This is a genomic window from Pseudomonas sp. SAS7, from assembly GCF_052112345.1.
Classification (GTDB): Bacteria; Pseudomonadota; Gammaproteobacteria; order Pseudomonadales; family Pseudomonadaceae; genus Aquipseudomonas; species Aquipseudomonas putida_Q.
Window position 1 is genome coordinate 310,199 of the sequence record NZ_JBEGGO010000002.1, and the last position, 19,561, is coordinate 329,759.

The 19,561-nt window shown below is 65.0% G+C and carries 16 protein-coding genes; 12 read left to right on the forward strand and 4 right to left on the reverse strand.

Annotated features, from left to right (window positions below; genetic code table 11):
* Nucleotides 1–20 precede the first annotated feature (20 nt).
* The 9 genes from pepP to gcvP all read left to right on the forward strand — a co-directional run bounded on the left by pepP (nt 21) and on the right by gcvP (nt 11,992).
* Nucleotides 21–1,355, forward strand: coding sequence for a Xaa-Pro aminopeptidase (pepP, locus tag ABI582_RS05005; RefSeq protein WP_442118537.1), 1,335 nt, complete (start codon nt 21–23; stop codon nt 1,353–1,355).
* Entirely contained in the window at nt 1,352–2,551 is a 1,200-nt protein-coding gene (gene ubiH / locus ABI582_RS05010) for a 2-octaprenyl-6-methoxyphenyl hydroxylase (protein WP_338745577.1), read from the forward strand. Before pepP ends, ubiH begins: the two co-directional genes overlap by 4 nt.
* Nucleotides 2,548–3,030 carry a DUF4442 domain-containing protein gene (locus ABI582_RS05015; RefSeq protein ID WP_016489741.1) on the forward strand — a complete coding sequence of 161 codons (483 nt, stop codon included), beginning with the start codon at nt 2,548–2,550 and terminating at the stop codon, nt 3,028–3,030. The genes ubiH and ABI582_RS05015 overlap by 4 nt, the downstream gene beginning before the upstream one ends.
* Nucleotides 3,031–3,039: 9 nt before the next feature.
* On the forward strand, nt 3,040–4,257 hold the full coding sequence (locus ABI582_RS05020; RefSeq protein ID WP_442118538.1) for a 2-octaprenyl-3-methyl-6-methoxy-1,4-benzoquinol hydroxylase: 1,218 nt from the start codon (nt 3,040–3,042) through the stop codon (nt 4,255–4,257).
* Between the two features lie 220 nt (nt 4,258–4,477).
* Nucleotides 4,478–5,479: an extracellular solute-binding protein gene (locus tag ABI582_RS05025; protein WP_016489739.1), complete on the forward strand. Its 1,002-nt coding sequence runs from the start codon at nt 4,478–4,480 to the stop codon at nt 5,477–5,479.
* 160 nt (nt 5,480–5,639) lie between these two features.
* Nucleotides 5,640–7,262 carry an ABC transporter permease gene (locus ABI582_RS05030; RefSeq protein WP_442118539.1) on the forward strand — a complete coding sequence of 541 codons (1,623 nt, stop codon included), beginning with the start codon at nt 5,640–5,642 and terminating at the stop codon, nt 7,260–7,262.
* Nucleotides 7,263–7,385: 123 nt separating this feature from the next.
* Entirely contained in the window at nt 7,386–8,468 is a 1,083-nt protein-coding gene (gene gcvT, locus ABI582_RS05035) for a glycine cleavage system aminomethyltransferase GcvT (protein WP_338745574.1), read from the forward strand.
* Between the two features lie 51 nt (nt 8,469–8,519).
* On the forward strand, nt 8,520–8,903 hold the full coding sequence (gene gcvH / locus ABI582_RS05040) for a glycine cleavage system protein GcvH (RefSeq protein ID WP_338745573.1): 384 nt from the start codon (nt 8,520–8,522) through the stop codon (nt 8,901–8,903).
* A 215-nt stretch (nt 8,904–9,118) separates the two neighbouring features.
* The gene (gene gcvP, locus ABI582_RS05045; protein ID WP_442118540.1) at nt 9,119–11,992 is read left to right on the forward strand and encodes an aminomethyl-transferring glycine dehydrogenase; all 2,874 of its coding nucleotides are present in this window, start codon (nt 9,119–9,121) and stop codon (nt 11,990–11,992) included.
* Nucleotides 11,993–12,106: 114 nt separating this feature from the next.
* Here the strand turns inward: gcvP and ABI582_RS05050 are convergent, their stop codons facing one another.
* The 3 genes from ABI582_RS05050 to ABI582_RS05060 all read right to left on the reverse strand — a co-directional run bounded on the left by ABI582_RS05050 (nt 12,107) and on the right by ABI582_RS05060 (nt 14,704).
* The gene (locus ABI582_RS05050) at nt 12,107–12,421 is read right to left on the reverse strand and encodes a DUF2388 domain-containing protein (RefSeq protein WP_338745571.1); all 315 of its coding nucleotides are present in this window, start codon (nt 12,419–12,421) and stop codon (nt 12,107–12,109) included.
* Nucleotides 12,422–12,509: 88 nt separating this feature from the next.
* Complete coding sequence (locus ABI582_RS05055; protein ID WP_442118541.1) at nt 12,510–14,183, reverse strand: GspE/PulE family protein; 1,674 nt, start codon at nt 14,181–14,183, stop codon at nt 12,510–12,512.
* A 215-nt stretch (nt 14,184–14,398) separates the two neighbouring features.
* Nucleotides 14,399–14,704, reverse strand: coding sequence for a hypothetical protein (locus tag ABI582_RS05060; RefSeq protein WP_258654328.1), 306 nt, complete (start codon nt 14,702–14,704; stop codon nt 14,399–14,401).
* A 126-nt stretch (nt 14,705–14,830) separates the two neighbouring features.
* Between ABI582_RS05060 and ABI582_RS05065 the strand changes: the two genes are divergently transcribed.
* Nucleotides 14,831–15,301, forward strand: a complete 471-nt coding sequence (locus ABI582_RS05065) for an Lrp/AsnC family transcriptional regulator (protein ID WP_016502150.1) — start codon at nt 14,831–14,833, stop codon at nt 15,299–15,301.
* 172 nt (nt 15,302–15,473) lie between these two features.
* Here ABI582_RS05065 and ABI582_RS05070 read toward each other — a convergent pair whose 3' ends face one another.
* Nucleotides 15,474–16,841: a CYTH domain-containing protein gene (locus ABI582_RS05070; protein WP_016502149.1), complete on the reverse strand. Its 1,368-nt coding sequence runs from the start codon at nt 16,839–16,841 to the stop codon at nt 15,474–15,476.
* Between the two features lie 115 nt (nt 16,842–16,956).
* Between ABI582_RS05070 and argE the strand changes: the two genes are divergently transcribed.
* Nucleotides 16,957–18,099 (forward strand): acetylornithine deacetylase, encoded by a 1,143-nt coding sequence (gene argE / locus ABI582_RS05075; protein ID WP_019473412.1) that lies wholly within the window; start codon nt 16,957–16,959, stop codon nt 18,097–18,099.
* 124 nt (nt 18,100–18,223) lie between these two features.
* Entirely contained in the window at nt 18,224–19,522 is a 1,299-nt protein-coding gene (gene argA / locus ABI582_RS05080; protein ID WP_016502147.1) for an amino-acid N-acetyltransferase, read from the forward strand.
* The last annotated feature ends 39 nt before the right edge of the window (nt 19,523–19,561 follow it).

Sequence of the window (19,561 nt, forward strand, 5' to 3'; positions counted from 1 at the left end):
CAACCGGGGGTAGTCTGCCCATGAGCCACATTCCCAAGGGCGAGTATGCCCGTCGGCGCAAGGCGCTGATGGCGCAGATGGTCCCCAACAGCATCGCCATCCTGCCCGCCGCCGCTGTTGCCATCCGCAACCGCGACGTCGAGCACGTGTATCGACAGGACAGCGACTTCCAGTACCTCAGCGGCTTTCCGGAACCTGAGGCGGTCATTGCGCTGATCCCGGGGCGTGAACACGGCGAGTACGTGCTGTTTTGCCGTGAGCGCAACCCGGAGCGCGAACTGTGGGACGGGCTACGGGCCGGCCAGGAAGGCGCGGTGCGCGATTTCGGCGCCGACGATGCCTTCCCCATCACCGACATCGACGAGATCCTGCCGGGACTGATCGAAGGCCGCGAGCGGGTGTACAGCGCCATGGGCAGCAACCCCGAGTTCGACCGGCGGCTGATGGACTGGATCAACGTGATCCGCTCCAAGGCCCGCCTGGGCGCGCAGCCGCCGAACGAGTTCGTTGCGCTGGATCATCTGCTGCACGACATGCGCCTGTATAAATCGGCAGCGGAAGTGAAGGTGATGCGTACCGCCGCAGCCATCTCGGCGCGGGCACACGTGCGGGCCATGCAGGCCTGCCGGGCCGGGCTGCACGAATACAGCCTGGAAGCCGAACTGGATTACGAGTTCCGCAAGGGCGGCGCGAAGATGCCGGCCTACGGCTCGATTGTCGCGGCTGGGCGCAATGGCTGCATCCTGCACTATCAGCAGAATGACGCCCCGCTCAAGGATGGCGACCTGGTGCTGATCGACGCCGGTTGCGAAATCGACTGCTACGCCAGCGACATCACCCGCACCTTCCCGGTCAGCGGGCGCTTTTCGCCCGAGCAGAAGGCCATCTACGAGCTGGTGCTCAAGGCCCAGGCCGCGGCGTTTGCCGAAATCGCCCCGGGCAAACACTGGAACCACGCCCACGAGGCGACCGTGAAGGTCATTACCGAAGGCCTGGTCGAGCTTGGCCTGCTTTCGGGCGAGGTGCAGGCGCTGATCGACAGCGAGGCCTATCGCGCTTTCTACATGCACCGTGCCGGGCATTGGCTGGGCATGGATGTGCACGACGTGGGCGAGTACAAGGTGGGTGGCGAGTGGCGTGTGCTGGAGCCCGGCATGGCGCTGACCGTCGAGCCGGGCATCTACATAGGCGCCGACAATCAGGCCGTGGCCAAGAAATGGCGCGGCATTGGTGTAAGGATCGAGGACGACGTGGTGGTGACCAGGCAAGGTTGTGAAATCCTGACTTCGGGCGTGCCGCGCACGGTTGCCGAGATCGAGGCGCTGATGCAGGCCGCCCGCAAGGACGCGGCATGAGTCGCGTGAACCTGGCGATCATTGGCGGTGGCCTGGTGGGCGCAAGCCTGGCCTTGACCCTGCAGGCCGGGGCCAAGGCACGCGGCTGGAAGATCTTGCTGATCGAGCCGTTCGCCCCTGGCGACAGCTTCCAGCCCAGCTACGATGCGCGCTCTTCGGCGTTGTCGTTCGGTACTCAGCAGATCTACCAGCAGCACGGCCTGTGGCAGGCCATCGGCCGCCGAGCCGAGCCGATCCGGCAAATTCACGTGTCCGACCGCGGCCGCTTCGGCGCCACCCGTCTGGATGCCCAGGAAGAAGGCGTACCGGCGCTGGGCTACGTGGTGGAAAACGCCTGGCTTGGCCAGTGCCTGTGGCAAGGGCTGGACAGCGACGTGGTGAGCTGGCGCTGCCCGGCGGAAGTGACCTCGATGCAGGCGATCGAAGGCGGTTACCGCCTGGGGTTGAATGATGACACCCAGCTGGAATGCGACCTGGCGGTACTGGCCGACGGTGGCCGTTCCGGTCTGCGCGAGCAGTTGGGCATTCACGTACGCCACACGCCGTACCAGCAGAGCGCGTTGATCGCCAACATCACCCCGGGTGAGGCCCACGGTGGCCAGGCGTTCGAGCGCTTCACCGAAGAAGGCCCCATGGCCCTGCTGCCGTTGCCGGAAAACCGCTGTGCGCTGGTGTGGACCCGCCAGGGCATGGATGCGCGGCGCCTGGCCGACATCGACGAGCGCAGCTTCCTGCGCGAGCTGCAAGGCGTGTTTGGTTATCGCCTGGGCGCGTTGCGCCAGGTCGGCGCACGGCACCTTTACCCCTTGTCGCTGATCGAGGCCCAGGAGCAGGTGCGGCCGCACCTGGTGGTCCTGGGTAATGCCGCGCACAGCCTGCACCCTATTGCCGGCCAGGGCTTCAACCTGTCGCTGCGCGATGTGCAGTCGCTGGCCGAGGCGTTGCTGGCCGGCCCGCAGCAGCCTGGCGACCTGGCCACGCTGCAGGCTTACGCCCAGCGCCAGCGTCTGGACCAGGCCATGACCATCGGCTTTTCCGACCAGGTCACCCGGTTGTTCGGCAGCAACCAGCCCTTGCTGGCCGCCGGGCGTAACCTGGGCCTGCTCGGGCTCGACCTGCTGCCGCCCGCCAAAAGCTGGTTCGCCCGCCAGGCCATGGGCCTGGGCACCCGCCCCGATCCGCGGGGGCAGGCATGAGCAACCCGCGTAAACTGGCACGTCGTGCGCGTATGTTGCGCTGGATGCTGAACCTGTACCCGCCGTACCTGGGGGCGGGCATCCGCGTGCAGTCCATCAGCCCCGACCTGCGCAGCGTCAAGGTGGCGATGAAGCTGACCCGCTGGAACCGCAACTATGTCGGTACCCAGTTTGGCGGCAGCCTGTATTCGATGGTCGACCCTTTCTACATGTTGCTGCTGATCGAGCAGTTGGGCCGCGACTATATCGTCTGGGACAAGGCCGCCAGCATCGATTTCATCTCGCCGGGCAAAGGCCCGGTGTATGCCGAATTCCACGTCGATGACGCGCTGCTGGACGACATCCGCCAGCAGACCGCCACCGGCAAGAAGTGCCTGCCGCGTTTGCAGGTCGATATCCGCGATGGCGCCGGCGAGCTGGTGGCGCGGGTCGATAAAACCCTATACGTGCGGCTCAAGCCGCAAGCGAGGCTGGCGTAAGGCATGGAAATGCGCGCAGATCTGTTGATTGTCGGTGCCGGTATGGTTGGCAGCGCACTGGCCCTGGCGTTGCGCCACAGTGGCTTGCAAATCCTCTTGCTCGATGGCGGCCCGCTGACGGTCAAGCCCTTCGACGCCCAGGCGCCGTTCGAGCCACGTGTCAGCGCGCTGTCGGCGGCCAGCCAGCGCATCCTCGAGCGCCTCGGCGCGTGGGACGGCATCGCCCAGCGGCGCGCTACGCCGTATTCCGACATGCATGTGTGGGATGGCAGCGGCACCGGGCAGATTCACTTCTCGGCTGCCAGCGTGCACGCCCAGGTGCTTGGCCATATCGTCGAGAACCGGGTGGTGCAGGATGGCCTGCTGGAGCGCCTGCACGACAGCGACATCGGCCTGCTGCCCAACGCGCGGCTGGAGCAGTTGCGTCGCTCGGGGGACGAGTGGTTGCTGACCCTGGCGGATGGCCGGCAACTGCGTGCTCCGCTGGTGATCGCCGCCGACGGTGCCAATTCGGCGGTGCGGCGCCTGGCTGGCTGCGAAACTCGCGAATGGGATTACCTGCACCATGCCATCGTCACCAGCGTGCGCTGCAGTGCCGGGCACCAGGCCACGGCCTGGCAGCGCTTCACCGATGAGGGGCCGTTGGCATTTCTGCCGTTGACCCGCGATGGCCAGCAGGATTGGTGCTCGATTGTGTGGTCGACCACCCCGGAGCATGCCGAGCAGTTGATGGCGCTGGGTGAAGCCGCCTTCCTGCAGGCCCTGGAGCGTGCTTTCGAGGGGCGCCTGGGTGACGTGCTGCAGGCCGATCCGCGGGTGTGCGTGCCGCTGCGCCAGCGCCACGCCAAGCGCTATGTGGACGAGGGCCTGGCCTTGATCGGCGATGCTGCGCACACCATCCACCCGCTGGCGGGGCAGGGCGTCAACCTGGGCTTCCTCGATGCTGCGGTGCTGGCCGAAGTGCTGGTCAATGCCTGCGAGCGGGGTGAGCGGCTGGCGGATGTGAAGGTGTTGAGCCGTTACGAGCGGCGACGCATGCCGCACAACCTGGCGCTGATGGCGGCCATGGAGGGCTTTGAGCGGTTGTTCCAGGCCAACCCGCTGCCATTGCGCTGGTTGCGTAACAGCGGGTTGAAACTGGTGGAGCAGATGCCGGAGGCCAAGGCGCTGTTTGTGCGCCAGGCATTGGGTTTGAGTGGTGATCTGCCGGATCTGGCCAAAGCCTGAAGGCTGTGCGCGATGCTTTGTAGGAGCAGCCTTGTGCTGCGAAGAGGCCAGTGAAACCAGCCAGTTTTGCTCGGTTGGCTGCCGGCCCTTTCGCAGCGCAAGGCTGCTCCTACAATGGGCGGTGCAAGCTCTGCAACATCCGGTAACTGCTAGGTAGATGAGCCAGAAAATGGGATTCACTACCATTCGCACCTCTCAAACGTTCCGAGGAGTGCTTCCCATGTTGCCACGCAAGCCCCTACTGGCCGCCCTGGCCCTGACCCTGTTCGGCGGCACTGCCCAAGCGGCGGACGAAGTGGTGGTGTACTCCTCGCGCATCGACGAGCTGATCAAGCCGGTGTTCGATGCCTATACCGCCAAGACCGGGGTCAAGATCAAGTTCATCACCGACAAGGAAGCCCCGCTGATGCAGCGCATCAAGGCCGAGGGCGACAACGGCGTGGCCGACCTGCTTTTGACCGTCGATGCCGGCAACCTGTGGCAAGCCGAGCAGATGGGCATCCTGCAGCCGATCAAGTCCGACATCATCGACCAGAACATTCCGCCGCAGTACCGCGCCTCGTCCCATGACTGGACCGGCCTGAGCCTGCGCGCCCGCACCATCATCTACTCCACCGAGCGGGTCAAACCCGAGGAGTTGAGCACCTACGAAGCCCTGGCCGACAAACAGTGGGAAGGGCGCCTGTGCCTGCGCACGGCGAAGAAGGTGTACAACCAGTCGCTCACCGCCACCCTGATCGAGACCCATGGCGAGGCAAAGACCGAGCAAATCGTCAAAGGCTGGGTCAACAACCTGTCCACCGATGTGTTCTCCGATGACAACGCGGTGATCCAGGCCATCGAGGCCGGCCAGTGCGACGTGGGCGTGGTCAACACTTACTACTACGGCCGCCTGCACAAGCAGAACCCGAACCTGCCGGTGAAGATCTTCTGGCCCAACCAGGGTGACCGTGGTGTGCACGTCAACCTGTCGGGTATTGGCCTGACCAAGCACGCGCCACACCCGGAAGCGGCGAAAAAGCTGGTGGAATGGATGACGGGCGAAGACGCGCAAAAGCTGTTCGCCGACATCAACCAGGAGTTCCCGGCCAACCCGAAGGTGAAGCCTTCCGAGGAAGTGGCGGCGTGGGGCAGCTTCAAGGCTGACAGCATTCCGGTGGAAATCGCCGGCAAGCGCCAGGCCGAAGCCATCCGCCTGATGGATCGGGCTGGCTACAACTAAGCGCCAGGCCTTATCCTTCCGGGGCCTTTCAGGGCCTCTTCGCGGGTGAATCCGCTCCCACAGGGATCGCACAATACTTGTATCTTGTGCAGCCCCTGTGGGAGCGGGTTCACCCGCGAACGACCGCGCAGCGGTCGCCATCGCACTCGAGATTTCAGCCTTGCCCCACACCCCCCAACGCCGCTGGTACCTCCCGGTCTCCCTGATCGCCGCCCTGGTGCTGCTGCCCCTGAGCGTTCTGCTGCTGTCGTGGCAGTCGATCGATACGCAGATCTGGTCGCACCTGCTCGACACCCAGATGAGCCGCCTGTTGGGCAATACCCTGACGCTGGTGGTGGGTGTGGGCATCGGCGTCACCGTACTGGGCGTCAGCCTCGCCTGGCTCACCAGCCTCTGCGAATTCCCTGGCCGGCGCTGGCTGGACTGGGCGCTGATGCTGCCGTTCGCCATCCCGGCCTATGTGCTGGCGTTCGTCTTCGTCGGCCTGCTGGACTTCGCCGGCCCGGTGCAAAGCGCGCTGCGTGAGGTGTTCGGGCCGATGCGCCTGCCGCGGGTGCGCTCCACCGGCGGGGTGATCATCGTGCTGGTGCTGGTGTTCTACCCCTACGTCTACCTGCTGGCGCGCACGGCCTTCCTGGCCCAGGGCAAAGGCCTGATGGAAGCGGCGCGCGTACTCGGGCTATCGCCCCTGCAAGCGTTCTGGCGCGTGGCCCTGCCCATGGCGCGGCCGGCGATCGGTGCCGGCATTGCCCTGGCCTTGATGGAAACCCTGGCCGACTTCGGCGCGGTGGCCGTGTTCAATTTCGACACCTTCACCACCGCCATCTACAAGACCTGGTACGGCTTCTTCAGCCTGTCCAGCGCCGCCCAGCTGGCCAGCCTGTTGCTGCTGGCAGTGATGCTGGTGCTGTACGGCGAGCGCCGTGCCCGGGGTGCCAGCCGCAGCGGCAACGAGCGGCCGCGGGTGCAGGCGTTGTACCACCTGCGTGGGATGAAGGCGTTGCTGGCCAGTGGCTGGTGCCTGCTGGTGTTTGCCTGCGCCTTCGTCATCCCGCTGCTGCAGCTGCTGGCGTGGTTCTGGCAACGCGGCCGGCATGACCTGGACGAGCGCTATGTCGGCCTGGTGTTGCACACCCTGTACCTGGGCAGCATGGCGGCACTGGTCACGGTGAGCGTGGCGCTGGTGCTGGCCTTTGCCCGGCGGCAGGCGCCGACGGGGGGTATCCGCTCCGGGGTCGGCCTGGCCAATCTGGGCTATGCCTTGCCGGGCTCGGTGCTGGCAGTGTCGATCATGCTGGCCTTCAGTTACCTCGATAACCACTTGGTCATCCCGCTGTCCAGCTGGTTGGGCGGGGCAGGCAAGCCGCTGCTGCTGGGCAGCCTTGCGGCCTTGCTGTTGGCCTATCTGGTGCGCTTCATCGCCGTGGCCTACGGGCCGCTGGAAAGCAGCCTGGAGCGTATCCGCCCGTCACTGCCCGAGGCCTCCCGTAGCCTGGGCGTGGGTGGGCCCAGATTGTTTTTCAAGGTGTATCTGCCGCTGCTGGTGCCCGGTGCCCTCAGCGCCGCCCTGCTGGTGTTCGTCGACGTGCTCAAGGAAATGCCGGCCACCTTGCTGATGCGACCGTTCGGCTGGGACACCTTGGCGGTACGGGTGTTCGAGATGACCAGCGAGGGCGAATGGGCACGTGCCTCGCTGCCCGCATTGACGCTGGTGCTGGTGGGCCTGCTGCCGGTCATCGGCCTGATCCGCCGTTCGGCACATCGACCCGGTCGCAGTCACTGAGGGTGCCAGCCTGCGTCCTTGCGGCTACAATGCGCGGCATTCGCGCGGTGGGTCCTACAAGAAGAGCTGACGATCAAACGTCATCGACCGCCGCCGCTTCGCCACGCCCGGAAGGAGAAACCCATGGGACAGCGCACGCTTTTGTATGACCTGCACCTGGCGCTTGGCGCCAAAACGGTCGATTTCGGTGGCTGGGACATGCCCCTGCACTATGGCTCGCAGGTCGAGGAGCACCACCAGGTGCGCAGCGATTGCGGGGTTTTCGATGTGTCCCACATGACCGTGGTCGACGTCGATGGCAGCGATGCCACTGCCTGGCTGCAACGCCTCTTGGCCAACGACGTGACCCGCCTCGAAGAAACCGGCAAGGCGCTATACAGCCCGCTGCTCCATGAGCAGGGCGGGGTGATCGACGACTTGATCGTCTACCGCACGGAAAACGGCTACCGCCTGGTCACCAACGCCGCCACCCGGGCCAGAGTGCTGGATTGGCTGCAACAGCAGCGGGCCGGGTTTGCCGTGGACTTCCAGGTCCGCCCCGATCTTGCCATTCTCGCCATCCAGGGCCCGCGTGCACGCGAAAAGGTGGCAGCCCTGCTCAGCCCCACGCGCGCAGCATTGATTCGCGAACTGCGCCCGTTCGAAGGCGTTGCCGAGGGCGACTGGTTTATTGCCCGCACCGGGTATACCGGTGAAGACGGCCTGGAGATCATCTTCCCGGGCGATCAGGCGGTGGCATTCTTCAACGACCTGGTCGGCGCCGGCATCGCCCCCAGTGGCCTCGGCGCCCGCGACACCCTGCGCCTGGAAGCCGGCATGAACCTGTACGGCCAGGACATCGACGAAGCCCACACCCCGCTGACCTCCAACCTGGGCTGGAGCATCGCCTGGGAGCCGGCCGAGCGCGACTTCATCGGCCGCGCCGGCCTGCTGGCGGAAATCGAACAGGGTGTGCAGGAAAAACTGGTCGGCCTGGTGCTGGAAGAGCGCGGCGTGTTGCGTGCCCACCAGGTGGTGCGTGTGGCCGGGATTGGCGAAGGGGAGATCACCAGTGGTAGTTTCTCACCTACGCTGAGCAAGTCTATTGCCCTTGCGCGCGTACCCATGGCTACCGGTGACCGGGCCGAGGTGGAAATCCGCGGCAAATGGTACCCGGTGCGGGTGGTCAAACCGACCTTCGTGCGCCACGGCAAAATCCTGATCTGAACATTTTTTAACCGGCGGGCCTACCGCTGAGCCAATCGAGGAATTCAAGACATGAGCAATATCCCCGCCGACCTGCGTTTTGCCGAAAGCCACGAGTGGGCTCGCCTGGAAGCCGACGGCAGCGTGACCGTGGGTATCAGCGACCACGCCCAGCAAGCCCTGGGTGACGTAGTGTTCGTCGAGCTGGCCGAAGTCGGCAAGGTATTCGCCGCTGGCGACGCCGCCGGTGTGGTCGAGTCGGTCAAGGCCGCTTCGGACATCTACGCCCCGATCGGTGGCGAAGTGATCGCAGTCAACGAAGAGCTGGCTGACAGCCCGGAGCAGCTCAACGAAGAACCTTACGGCGCTTGGATCTTCAAACTGAAGCCAAGCAACCCGGCCGAGCTGGAAAAGCTGCTGGATGCTGCTGGCTATGCAGCTGCCATCGGCGAGTAACTGATAGATCTTGGGGCTGCTTTGCAGCCCTATCGCGACACAAGGCCGCTCCTACAGGAGATCTCGATCCCTTGTAGGAGAGGCCTTGTGTCGCGATAGGTGCGCAACGCGCCCCCGGCTTTCGCCAGGCCAAAGCAAGTTTCCCCGCAGAATCGGCAATCCCTTCCTAGACTTGTAAGTCTCCATGAGACCTGGTCTAGGAAGAGAGCGTCGTCATGTCCCAGTCGCCATCCCTGCATCAACTGCAAGAGCTCAACCCTTTCCTGCGTCGCCACCTGGGCCCCGATGCCGCAGAGCAGCAGGCCATGCTCAACGTGTTGGGTGTTGCCAGCCGCAATGAGCTGATCGAGCAGACCGTACCGCCAGACATCCGCCTCAATCGCCCCCTCGACCTGCCAGCGGCGCTGGACGAACAGGGCGCCCTGGCCAAGCTCGCCGGATACGCCGCGCAGAACCAGGTCTGGACCAGCCTCATCGGCATGGGCTACCACGGCACCATCACCCCCACGGTCATCCTGCGTAACGTGCTGGAAAACCCCGGCTGGTACACCGCCTATACGCCGTATCAACCCGAAATCGCCCAAGGCCGGCTGGAGGCGTTGCTGAACTTCCAGCAAATGGTCATCGACCTTACCGGGCTGGCGCTGGCCAATGCCTCGCTGCTCGATGAAGCCACCGCCGCCGCCGAGGCCATGGCCTTGGCCAAGCGGATGGCGCGCAACAAGAGCAACGCCTTCTTTGCCGACCAGCACTGCCACCCGCAGACCCTGTCGGTGCTGAAGACCCGCGCCGAGGGCTTTGGCTTCGAACTGATCGTCGACGCTGTGGATAACCTTGGTAATCACGCCGTGTTCGGCGCGTTGCTGCAGTATCCCGACACCCACGGCGAGGTGCGCGACCTGCGCCCGCTGATCGACCATCTGCACAGCCAGCAGGCGCTGGCCTGCGTGGCTGCCGACCTGCTCAGCCTGGTGGTGCTGGCGCCCCCCGGCGAGATGGGCGCCGATGTGGTACTGGGCTCGACCCAGCGCTTCGGCGTGCCGATGGGCTACGGCGGCCCCCACGCGGCCTACTTCGCCTGCCGCGACGACTACAAGCGTGCCATGCCGGGGCGCATCATTGGCGTGTCGCGCGATGCCCGTGGCAACACGGCGCTGCGCATGGCCCTGCAAACCCGCGAGCAGCATATCCGCCGCGAGAAGGCCAACTCCAATATCTGCACGGCCCAGGTGTTGTTGGCCAATATTGCCGGCTTCTACGCGGTGTACCACGGCCCTGAAGGCCTGCAGCGCATCGCCCAGCGCGTGCACCGGCTGACCTTCATCCTGGCGGCTGGCCTGGAAGCCAAAGGCATCCAGCGGCTCAACCAGCATTTCTTCGACACCCTCACCCTGGATGTAGGCGGTGCCCAGGCGGCCATTATCGAAAGCGCCGAAGCCGCGCACATCAACTTGCGCATTCTTGGTCGCGGGCACCTGGGCGTGAGCCTGGACGAAACCTGTAACGAGCACACGGTGTTGCGCCTGCTCGATATCTTCCTGGGTGTGGACCACGGCCTGGAGATTGCCGCCCTCGACCAGTTGGCCCTGCCCGAAGGCATTCCTGCCGGCCTGGTGCGGCGCACGCCGTTTCTCGCTCACCCGGTGTTCAACCTGCACCACAGCGAAACCGAGATGCTGCGCTACCTCAAGCAGCTGGAGAACAAGGACCTGGCCCTGAACCAGTCGATGATCCCGCTGGGTTCGTGCACCATGAAGCTCAACGCCAGCAGTGAAATGATCCCCATCACCTGGCCCGGTTTTGCCCAGATGCACCCCTTTGCGCCGGCGGCCCAGGCCACGGGTTACAAGGCGATGATCGATGAGCTGGAACGCTGGCTGTGCGCAATTACCGGCTTCGATGCCATTTGCATGCAGCCCAACTCCGGTGCCCAGGGCGAGTACGCAGGCCTGATGGCCATTACTCGCTACCATCGCAGCCGCCACCAGCCACAGCGCACGCTGTGCCTGATTCCGTCGTCGGCCCACGGCACCAACCCGGCGTCGGCGCAAATGGCGGGCATGGAGGTGGTGATCGTGGATTGCGACGAGCACGGCAACGTCGACCTGGCCGACCTCAAGGCCAAGGCCCACGCGGCCGGGGAGCGCCTGTCATGCCTGATGGTCACGTACCCGTCCACCCACGGGGTGTACGAAGAGGGCATTCGCGAAATCTGCGAAGTGGTCCATCAGCACGGCGGCCAGGTGTACATGGATGGCGCCAACCTCAATGCCCAGGTGGGCCTGACGCGTCCGGCCGACATTGGTGCCGATGTCTCGCACATGAACCTGCACAAGACCTTCTGCATCCCACACGGCGGTGGTGGGCCGGGCATGGGGCCGATCGGTATCCGCGCGCACCTCACGCCGTTTGTCGCCAGCCACCCGGTGGTACCGGTGCCCGGCCTGGACCCGAACAACAGCGCGGTCAGCGCTGCGCCCTGGGGTAGCGCAAGCATCTTGCCGATCAGCTGGATGTACATTGCCATGATGGGGCCGCAGCTGGCCGATGCCAGCGAGGTGGCGATCCTTTCGGCCAACTACCTGGCCAGCCAGCTGGGCGGCGCCTTCCCGGTGCTCTACCGCGGGCGCAACCAGCGGGTGGCGCATGAGTGCATCCTCGACCTGCGGCCGTTGAAGGCACTGACTGGTATCAGCGAGGAGGACGTGGCGAAGCGCCTGATGGACTATGGCTTCCATGCCCCCACCATGTCATTCCCGGTGCCCGGTACGCTGATGGTGGAGCCGACCGAAAGTGAGTCGAAAGCCGAGCTGGACCGGTTCGTCGAGGCGATGCTGGCGATTCGTGCAGAGATTGGCGAGGTGCAGGAGGGCAACTGGCCGGCGGAGAACAACCCGCTCAAGCATGCGCCGCATACCCTGGCAGATGTGCTGGGGGTGTGGGACAGGCCGTATAGCCTGGAGCAAGCGGTGGCGCCCAGTGCTCACGTGCGCCAGCACAAATACTGGCCAGCGGTGAACCGGGTCGACAACGTATATGGGGACAGGAACCTGTTCTGCGCGTGTGTGCCGGTGGAGGCTTACCGCTGAGAACAGGGGCCGCTTTGCGGCCCATCGCGACACAAGGCCGCTCCTACAAGGGAACGCGATACCCTGTAGGAGCGGCCTTGTGCCGCGATTGGGGTGCGAAGCACCCCCAAGGAATTACTCGGCTACCGCATTCTTGGCCAGGATGGCATTGGCCAGCTCCATGTCGGAAGCCTGCATCCCTGGGTGCTCTGCCCGCGCCTGGCGCATGGCCGCTTCCAGGAACGGCCCGCGGATTGTGCCTTCGCTGGCGACGAAGCTGCTGGCGTCGTCCTGCGCGGCCACAACCAGTTTGTGATCTCGTGAGGTCAGGTAGCTCGATCCAGTGGTTGCACCGGAAGTCATCACGTTACGCCAGAAGGTATCGGCCATGGCCGAGCCGATTGGCAGCGAAAGCAAGGCAGCGGCAGCGATGGCGGTTTTGAGACGCATGTTGAAACACCTCGAAGGGTGAGGGTTGAAGATGCGCGGTTGGATCTTTCTGGGCAAGGCAAGTTCCTTGAATACAAAGGACTTTTCGTCAGCTGCAGACGCGCAGCACTTCCTCGGCACGGGTCTGCCCGCACGCCACTTTGGCCTCGCCGCAACGGCGCAGGTCAACCAGGCCATCGGCCAGCGCCTGGCGCCGCAAATGGGCCAGGTCGGCGTTCGGGCCAATCAATGCACGCAGGGTTTCGCTGGGCTGCAGCAGTTCGAACAGCCCCGTACGCCCATGAAAACCGGTGCCACGGCAGGTCAGGCAACTGGCTGATGGGTTCGCCACACAGTCTGGGCACACTGTACGCACCAGGCGCTGGGCCATGACCCCGACCAGCGTGGCCTTGATCAGGTAGTCGGCCACACCCAGCTCTTGCAGGCGGGTGATTGCGGCGCAGGCGTCGTTGGTATGCAGGGTCGACAGTACCAGGTGCCCGGTCAGGGCCGCCTGCACCGCCACCAGCGCGGTTTCGCGGTCGCGGATCTCGCCGATCATGATGATGTCCGGGTCCTGGCGCAGCATGGCCCGCACGGCACTGGCAAAACCCAGGTCCAGCGCGGGCTGCACCTGCAGCTGGTTGAAGGCCGGTTCCAGGCGCTCGATCGGGTCTTCGATGGTGCACAGGTTGACCTGCGGCGTGGCCAGCAGCTTGAGGCTGGCGTACAGCGTGCTGGTCTTGCCGGAACCGGTGGGGCCGGTGACCAGGATGATGCCTTGGCGCTGGCGCAGCAGGCCTTGCCACTGGGCCAACTGTGGCCCCTGCAGACCGAGGCGCTCGAAGCCCTCGTGCAGTTGGTGCGGGTCGAACAGGCGCAGTACCAGCTTTTCGCCGAACGGGGTCGGCAGGGTCGACAGCCTTAGCTCCACTTCGCCGCCACCCGGTAGCCGGCTTTGCAGGCGGCCGTCCTGCGGGCGGCGCTTTTCTGCAACGTCCAGGCGGCCCAGGTGTTTCAGGCGGCTGACCAGCGCCAGGGTGACCCCGGCGGGGAAGGCATAGACGGTGTGCAGCAGGCCATCGATGCGGTAGCGCAACTGGCCCTGTGCGCGTCGGGGCTCCAGGTGGATATCGCTGGCGCGCTGCTCAATGGCGTATTGCAGCAGCCAGTCGACGATATGCACGATGTGCGCGTCGTCGGCGCTGGCCTCGGTCTGGCGCTTGCCCAGTTCCAGCCACTGTTCGAGTTCGCCCAGGCTGGCCGATTGCTGGTGCTGTGCGCCCTTTACCGACTGGGCCAGGCGGTGAAACGCCTGCCCTGACTGGCGGATCTGTATTGGGCTGGCCAGCACGCGACGAATCGGTCGACCCAGGCTGCGAGCCAGGTCAGCCTGCCAGTCGTCCTGGTAGGGCTGGGCGCTGGCCACGGTGATGCCGGAGGGGGCGTCGGCGACGATGAGGATGCCATGGCGCTGGGCGAAGGCGGGGGATACCAGGCCGGCGACCTGGGGCAGGTCGAGCTGCATGGGGTCGATGCGCAGGTAGGGTTGGCCGACCTTGTTGGCCAGCCATTGGCAGAGGCTGTCCAAGTCCAGCAGTTGGCCGGGTTGTCGGCGGTCTTTCAGGCAGCAGGCGGCGACTTGTTCCAAGGGGTGGGCGGTGGGGTGTGCGGCGGCGTGTTCGAGTACTTGCAGGGTGTCGGTGGCGTGCAGGTACTGATCGGCTAGCAGGGCCTGGAGCACGTGCTTCAGGTCGAGTTCCAGGTTGTCGGGGGTGTGCATGGTTGGCGTCCGTGCCTGATGGGGAGTGCTGGTCAAGGCTAGCCGGGCGGCGGGAGGGCATCGAAGGTGAAGGATTTCAGGGTTTTGCAGCGCCTGTGCCGGCCTCTTCGCGGGTAAAACCCGCTCCCACAGGTACTGCACAGGTTACAAGGTCTGCGCGATCCCTGTGGGAGCGGGTTTACCCGCGAAGAGGCCGGCGCAGGACAGCAGAGGGTTCAGACCACTGCCAACGCCACCCGATGCACATTTGTCAGGCTCACTTCACCCACACACACCAGGTTACGCAGTTTCTGCGCAATCACCTCGGCCCGGTGCCAGCTCAGGCCGCCAATGCCGACTTCGATATCCAGCCAGTCTTCCTGCTGGCTGACGTGCACGCTGTGCGGGGTCAGGAACTGAAGGGCAAACAGGTTGAGCACGCGGCACAGGCTGTCGGGCTCGGCGTCGGCCTGCAGGCGGTAGTGCACGGTGCTGTGGGCGTTGCTGGCGGCCCAGGCGTCGGTACGGGGTTGTGCGTTCATGCTGGTCTCCGCAAATGTGGGAGAAATTCTTGCACGTCAGGGGCGGTATTTTTTCGCTATGATCTGATCATTTCGCTGTATTGATGAATTGATCAATTCAAATAATGTCGCTCGGGAGATTGAATAATGCATAGCGAGCTGGACGCCTACGACCGCCGAATTCTCGAACTGCTGCAAGAGGACGCTTCGCTGTCCAGCGCGCAGGTCGCCGAGCGCGTGGGGCTGTCGCAATCGCCGTGCTGGCGGCGCATACAACGCTTGAAGGAAGAGGGGGTGATTCGCGGGCAGGTGACCTTGCTGGACCGCAAGAAGGTCGGCCTTAACACGCAGATTTTCGCCGAGGTGAAGCTAAATGCTCACGGGCGCTCCAACTTTACCGAATTCACCGAGGCGATCCGCGGGTTTCCGGAGGTGCTTGAGTGTTACGTGCTGATGGGGGCGGTGGACTTTCTGCTGCGCATCGTCACGTCGGACATCGAGGCCTACGAACGGTTCTTCTTCGAAAAGCTGTCGAACGTGCCGGGCATTCAGGAAGTCAACTCGATTGTGGCGCTGTCGGAGATCAAGTCCACCACCAGCCTGCCGCTGTCGCGGTAGGACACACATTGCAAGGCAGATGCGGTAACTGTAGGAGCAGCCTTGCGCTGCGAAGGGGCCGGTCTGACATGAAAAAATCTGTGGCAAAACGGGCCTCTTCGCAGCACAAGGCTGCTCCTACAGGGATTGCGTCCACCTGTAAGCCTTGTGCTGCAAAAAAGGCGATGTGGTATCAAGCCTTGATCAGGTGCTTCCAGCCGCGGCTCTGATCCACTGCCCGGGCCTGTTCGATACGGGCTTCCAGCACTTCATCGCTGATCGGCAGTTCGGCCAGCTCGTGCAGCTTCTTCAAGTCGCCATACAGGCGGTCCATCTGCGGCGCTTCCAGCACCTGGCGGGCGTGGTGCAGCCAGCCCAGCAGTTGCTCGATACGTGGCAGCTGCTCGGCCAGGTCTTCCGGGCGCTGGGTGTACAGTGGCAGCTTCAACGCACGGCCTTCCTCGCCCAGCAGGTGAGCCAGCCAGCTGGCCAGTTGCGCCTTGCCCTGACGCTCGCCACGGCCTTTGCGCTCCACGGTCCAGGCACGGGCCAGCAGCCAGCGCGAGGTTTCCAGCGAGAACTGGCCCCAGCGCACGTCTTCCAGCTCTTCGGCAAACTGCTCGGGCGCGGCGCGGCGGATGTCCTCGTCGTCGTTGCCGGCCTGCACCAGCGGGCGCCAGTCTTCCAGCAGGGCATCGAGGCTGCTGCGCAGGTCACGGGTGCTGGCACGCGGCGCCGCCTGGCCAAGGCTGGCGGTGAGTGCGCGCAGTTCGCTCAGGCACTCGACCCAGTCCTGCAGCAGGCGCCAGTGGCCGTTGTGGCGGTACTGCTCGGCCAGGCGCTGGCTGCTGCCCAGCAGTTGCCAGGCCAATGCGGCGTAGGCGTCGTCCAGGGCCATTTCGGCTTCCAGCTCGGTGTGCGGCAGGCCCAGCTCGTAGCTGTCCGGCTCCAGCAGGCGGTAGCCACGCTCGGCCTTGCTGATGTCGCAGGGCATCAGCGGCAGGCTGGCGGCTAGCTCGGCGGCCAGCTCCAGCAGCGCTTGCGGGTCACCTTCGCGCAGTTCCAGCTCCAGCTCGCAAATCTCTTCCTTGCGCTTGCCGGCAATCACGAAGCCTTGGTCCAGCGCGGCCTCGATCACCACTTTGCTCTTGCCACGGCCCCAGGCGATTTCGGCGTATTCACGGCTGAAGTCGGTGGTGAACAGCGGCTTGATGGTTTTCTTGTCCAGGCCTGCCAGTTGCTCGGGCCAGCAGGTGGCGTCCAGCTTCTTCAGATCGAGCTTGACCTTGTCCAGGTTCCATTCGTACTCGTTGCGCTCGGACAGGCCCGCCACGCTGGTGCCGCGGCACTTGAGGGTCTGGATGACGGCATCGCCATCGCGGCGCAGGCGCAGGGCGACACGGGCGGCGGACAGCTCACGCTCGGGGGTGTCGAAGTACTGGTTGAGCAGTTCACGGGTCTGCCAGCCGGACTTGTTGCGCTTTTTCAGCAGAGGGTGCTCGCGCAGGGCGGCAAGGGTCTCGCGGCTGGCGCGGAGCTTCAGTTCGGTTTCTTTGTGCATCACAGACTCGAAAGAGGGGCGTGGTTGGCGGAGAGTCTACAGCAGTCAGCCGCCAACGGTTTATTCCAGACGGCGGATAGTCCTATGATGGGCAACGCTTCCGAGGAGTTTGCGCATGCCGTTGCCGACGCTGAAAGACCAGTTTGCCGCCTTGATCGCCGCGCCCTCGGTCAGTTGCACCCAGCCCGCGCTGGATCAGTCCAACCGCCAGGTCATCGACCTGCTGGCGGGGTGGCTGGGCGACCTGGGCTTCACATGCGACATCCAGCAGGTCACGCCGGGCAAGTTCAACCTCCTGGCCAGCCGTGGCAGCGGCCCGGGTGGCCTGGTGCTGGCCGGGCACAGCGACACTGTGCCCTATGACGAACAACTGTGGGCCAGCGACCCGTTGAAGCTGACCGAGGTCGATGGCCGCTGGGTCGGCCTGGGCAGTTGCGACATGAAGGGCTTTTTTGCTCTGGTCATCGAAGCTGTCATCCCGCTGTTGGAGCACGACTTCAAGCAGCCACTGCTGATCCTCGCCACCTGCGACGAAGAAAGCTCCATGTCCGGTGCCCGCGCCCTGGCCGAGGCCGGCCAGCCGCTGGGCCGTGCGGCGGTCATCGGCGAGCCTACCGGGCTGCGGCCGATCCGCATGCACAAAGGCATTCTCATGGACCGCATCGACATCCTCGGGCGCAGCGGCCATTCGTCGGACCCGAACCTGGGCCGCAGCGCCATGGAGGCCATGCATGCGGTAATGGGCGAGCTGATGGGCCTGCGCCAGCAATGGCAGCAAACCTATCGCAACCCCCAGTTCACCGTGCCGACCCCGACCATGAACTTTGGCTGCATCCACGGCGGCGACAACCCCAACCGCATCTGCGGCCAGTGCGCGCTTGAATTCGACCTGCGGCCGCTGCCGGGCATGGATGTAGAGCAACTGCGCGCCGCCATTCGCGAGAAGCTGGTGCCCGTGGCCGAACGCCATGATGTGCGCATCGACTACGCCCCCCTGTTCCCGGAGGTGCCGCCGTTCGAGCAGGCTGCCGATGCCGAGCTGGTGCAAGTGGCGGAACGCCTGACCGGCCATCGCGCCGAAGCGGTGGCGTTCGGCACCGAAGCGCCTTATCTTCAGCAGCTGGGTTGCCAGACCATCGTGCTGGGCCCTGGCGACATCGCCTGCGCCCACCAGCCCGGCGAATACCTTGAAATGTCACGAATCGAGCCTACCGTGCGTCTATTGCGTGACCTGATCCGGCACTATTGCCTGCACTAAACGTCAATCGAGTTGATTCGTTCCTGCCTAGAGGAGACCGCGCGTGACCGCAAGCCTGTTCCGACGATGATCTTGAACGCCCCTTTTATCGCCGTTCTCCGTCCACTTATCCACAGGCCCTGTCATGCCCGACTACGTCAACTGGCTGCGTCATGCCTCCCCGTACATCAATGCCCATCGCGACTGCACCTTCGTGGTCATGCTCCCTGGCGATGGTGTGGAACACCCTAATTTCGGCAACATCGTCCACGACCTGGTGTTGCTGCACAGCCTTGGCGTGCGCCTGGTGCTGGTGCATGGCTCGCGCCCGCAGATCGAAAGCCGCCTGGCCGATCGCGGGCTGACCCCGCACTACCACCATGGCTTGCGTATTACCGATGCCGCCACCCTGGACTGCGTGATCGACGCCGTAGGCGCCCTGCGCCTGGCCATCGAGGCACGCCTGTCGATGGACATCGCCGCGTCGCCGATGCAGGGCTCGCGCCTGCGCGTGGCGTCCGGCAACTTGGTTACCGCACGGCCGATCGGCGTGCTCGAAGGGGTGGACTACCACCACACCGGTGAAGTGCGCCGGGTTGACCGCAAGGGCATCAGCCGCCTGCTCGACGAGCGCTCCATCGTGCTGCTGTCGCCGTTGGGCTACTCGCCCACCGGCGAAATCTTCAACCTGGCCTGCGAAGACGTGGCCACCCGTGCCGCCATTGAACTGGGGGCGGACAAGTTGCTGCTGTTCGGCGCCGAGCCGGGCCTGCTGGACGCCGACGGCAAGCTGGTGCGGGAACTGCGCCCGCAGCAGGTTGCCCCGCACCTGCAGCGCCTGGGCAGCGACTACCAGGGCGAGCTGCTGGATGCCGCCGCCGAGGCCTGCAAGGGCGGCGTGGCACGCAGCCACATTGTCAGTTATGCCGAGGACGGCGCGCTGCTCACCGAGCTGTTCACCCGTGGCGGTGGCGGTACGCTGGTGTCGCAGGAACAGTTCGAAGTGGTGCGCGAGGCGACCATCGAGGATGTGGGCGGCTTGCTGGAGCTGATCAGCCCGCTGGAAGAACAGGGCATCCTGGTGCGCCGCTCGCGTGAAGTGCTGGAGCGGGAGATCGAGCAGTTCAGCGTGGTGGAGCGCGAGGGCATGATCATCGCTTGTGCGGCGCTGTACCCGATTGCCGACTCCGAAGCAGGGGAGCTGGCGTGCCTGGCGGTCAACCCGGAATACCGCCACGGCGGGCGTGGGGATGAATTGCTGGAGCGCATCGAGAGCCGGGCGCGGCAGATGGGGTTGAATACCCTGTTCGTGCTGACGACGCGCACTGCGCACTGGTTCCGCGAGCGCGGTTTTGCACCCAGCGGCGTGGAGCGCCTTCCGTCGGCGCGGGCCTCGCTGTACAACTACCAGCGCAACTCCAAGATTTTCGAGAAGCCCCTGTAAACCTGTGCCGGCCTCTTCGCGGGTAAACCCGCTCCCACA

Coding starts and splice junctions, on each gene's coding strand:
- pepP (WP_442118537.1), top strand. CDS start 21: ATGAGCCACATTCCCAAGGGCGAGTATGCCCGTCGGCGCAAGGCGCTG.
- ubiH (WP_338745577.1), top strand. CDS start 1,352: ATGAGTCGCGTGAACCTGGCGATCATTGGCGGTGGCCTGGTGGGCGCA.
- ABI582_RS05015 (WP_016489741.1), top strand. CDS start 2,548: ATGAGCAACCCGCGTAAACTGGCACGTCGTGCGCGTATGTTGCGCTGG.
- ABI582_RS05020 (WP_442118538.1), top strand. CDS start 3,040: ATGCGCGCAGATCTGTTGATTGTCGGTGCCGGTATGGTTGGCAGCGCA.
- ABI582_RS05025 (WP_016489739.1), top strand. CDS start 4,478: ATGTTGCCACGCAAGCCCCTACTGGCCGCCCTGGCCCTGACCCTGTTC.
- gcvT (WP_338745574.1), top strand. CDS start 7,386: ATGGGACAGCGCACGCTTTTGTATGACCTGCACCTGGCGCTTGGCGCC.
- gcvH (WP_338745573.1), top strand. CDS start 8,520: ATGAGCAATATCCCCGCCGACCTGCGTTTTGCCGAAAGCCACGAGTGG.
- gcvP (WP_442118540.1), top strand. CDS start 9,119: ATGTCCCAGTCGCCATCCCTGCATCAACTGCAAGAGCTCAACCCTTTC.
- ABI582_RS05050 (WP_338745571.1), bottom strand. CDS start 12,421: ATGCGTCTCAAAACCGCCATCGCTGCCGCTGCCTTGCTTTCGCTGCCA.
- ABI582_RS05055 (WP_442118541.1), bottom strand. CDS start 14,183: ATGCACACCCCCGACAACCTGGAACTCGACCTGAAGCACGTGCTCCAG.
- ABI582_RS05060 (WP_258654328.1), bottom strand. CDS start 14,704: ATGAACGCACAACCCCGTACCGACGCCTGGGCCGCCAGCAACGCCCAC.
- ABI582_RS05065 (WP_016502150.1), top strand. CDS start 14,831: ATGCATAGCGAGCTGGACGCCTACGACCGCCGAATTCTCGAACTGCTG.
- ABI582_RS05070 (WP_016502149.1), bottom strand. CDS start 16,841: ATGCACAAAGAAACCGAACTGAAGCTCCGCGCCAGCCGCGAGACCCTT.
- argE (WP_019473412.1), top strand. CDS start 16,957: ATGCCGTTGCCGACGCTGAAAGACCAGTTTGCCGCCTTGATCGCCGCG.
- argA (WP_016502147.1), top strand. CDS start 18,224: ATGCCCGACTACGTCAACTGGCTGCGTCATGCCTCCCCGTACATCAAT.